4 protein-coding genes are annotated in these 1,980 nt (G+C 66.8%); all 4 read right to left on the bottom strand.

Translation table 11 applies throughout. The features are described from left to right. Positions 1–598 (bottom strand): flavoprotein (locus AC5RUJ_RS15260; protein WP_494156140.1); only part of this gene is annotated, 598 nt, incomplete at its 3' end. 24 nt (positions 599–622) lie between these two features. Next, positions 623–886 (bottom strand): DNA-directed RNA polymerase subunit omega, encoded by a 264-nt coding sequence (gene rpoZ, locus AC5RUJ_RS15255; protein WP_493999794.1) that lies wholly within the window; start codon positions 884–886, stop codon positions 623–625. A gap of 42 nt (positions 887–928) precedes the next feature. Continuing rightward, positions 929–1,501, bottom strand: a complete 573-nt coding sequence (gene gmk, locus AC5RUJ_RS15250; protein WP_493999795.1) for a guanylate kinase — start codon at positions 1,499–1,501, stop codon at positions 929–931. Between the two features lie 12 nt (positions 1,502–1,513). Next, positions 1,514–1,831 carry an integration host factor, actinobacterial type gene (mihF, locus tag AC5RUJ_RS15245; protein WP_493999796.1) on the bottom strand — a complete coding sequence of 106 codons (318 nt, stop codon included), beginning with the start codon at positions 1,829–1,831 and terminating at the stop codon, positions 1,514–1,516. Between the last annotated feature and the right edge of the window lie 149 nt (positions 1,832–1,980).

Raw genomic sequence — 1,980 nt, 5'->3', positions numbered from 1 at the left:
GAGCCGCGAGGGCGGGGGCGGACGCATCCGCCGGCCAGCCGGCCTCCGCCGTCGTCCGCGGTTGCAAAGTCCCGTCTGCGAGGGCTGCGGTGATGAAGTCGTAGATGTCCGCCGGTTCGGGCAGCCGGCCGGGGCCGGTGTCCTTGCCGGTGAGCCGCCCGATGGCCGGGTCCATCACCGTGATGCCGCGGCCGCGCAGCGTTGCCACGTTCGCCACGGTGGCCGGGTGCTGCCACATTTCGGTGTGCATGGCCGGCACAAAGACCACCGGCGCGGTGGCCACCAACAGGGTGTTGGTGAGCAGGTCGCCGGCCAGGCCGGCGGCGGCGCGCGCCAACAGGTCCGCTGTGGCCGGGCATACCACCACGAGGTCGGCTTCCCGGCCGAGGCGGACGTGGTTGACCGACTCGACGGCATCGAACACGCTGTTGCTCACCGGGTTGCCGGAGAGGGCCTCCCACGTGGCGCGGCCAACGAACTTCTCGGCGGCGTCGGTCGGGATCACCGTCACCTCGTGGCCGGCTTCCTTAAACAACCGAAGCAGGGATGCCGACTTGTAGGCGGCGATCCCGCCGCCTACGCCCAAAATGATCCGCATGCCTGCCCCGGTGTTAGACGCTGGTTACTCTGCAACCTTTTCGACGGGCTTGCTGACCAGCAGGCCCTCGTTGATTTCGCGCAGTGCGATGGACAGCGGCTTCTCGTTCAGCTTCGTGTCCACCAGCGGGCCGACATACTCGAACAGGCCTTCGTGCAGCTGCGAGTAGTAGGCGTTGATCTGGCGGGCACGCTTGGCACCGTAAATCACCAGCGCGTACTTCGAATCCGTTGCTTCCAGCAGGGAGTCGATCGGCGGGTTGATGATGCCTTCGAGGTTGGTCGACACAAAATCTCCAATGGGTTCCGGGACGTGTTCTTCGGGGCCCGCTCAGCGCGGGTGCGGAACAAGTCCCATCAATGAAACGAGCTCGTCTGCCGCCCGCTTGACATCGTCATTCACGACGGTGAAATCGAACTCTGGCTCGGCAGCAAGTTCCAGTTTAGCGGTTTCCAGCCGGCGCTGCTGTTCCTCGGGTGTTTCCGTGCCGCGCCCCACCAGCCGGCGGACCATTTCCTCCCAGCTGGGCGGGGCCAGAAACACGAACGTGGCATCGGGCATGGACTGTTTGACCTGCCGGGCGCCCTGCAGGTCGATCTCCAAGAGCACGGACTTTCCGTCTGCCATGGCCTCTTCGACGGTGCGCCGCAGCGTGCCGTAGCGGTTCCGGCCGTGCACCAGGGCCCATTCCAGCATGTCGCCGGCCGCCACCAGGCGGTCGAACTCTTCGGGGCCGACGAAAAAGTAATGGACGCCGTCCTGCTCACCGGGCCGCGGTTCCCGGGTGGTGGCGGATACGGAAAGCCAGACGTCGGGGTAGTTGTCGCGGATATAGGTGGAAACGGTGCCCTTGCCGACGGCGGTGGGGCCGGCGAGAACGGTCAGGCGGGGTTTGTCGGACATATCTTCCATCTGTTACTGGGATTCCAAGTGGTCTATCAGGGCTCGCCGCTGGTGGATGCCGAGCCCGCGCAGCCGGCGGCTGGGCGCAATGCGGACCGCCTCCATGATGGCGGCGGCGCGGACCGGTCCGATGCCCGGCAAGGATTCGAGCAGGTCGGCCACGCGCAGCCGGCCGACCGATTCCATTGACCCGGCCGCCTCGATTACCTCGGCGACGGTCATGGCGCCGGATTTCACTTTGGCCTTGATTTCCGCGCGCTCGACCCGGGCGGCCGTCGCTTTCAGCCGGGCGGTGGTGCGTTCGCTCTCCGTCAGCGGTCGAAGACCCACAGCTCCTCCAGACAATCCGGCCCGTCGGACAAGATGCCGGGCGGGCATATTGGGCATGAATTGAACTTACCAGAACGGCAACACCGCGGCTGAAGGGCCGCTGCCCGGCGCAGGAGGCGTGGACCGGGCAGCCGGCTGCCGGCCGCCCC

The sequence above is a fragment of the Arthrobacter sp. Y3223164 genome, assembly GCF_059091005.1.
This window is presented reverse-complemented; position numbering and strand designations above follow the sequence as displayed.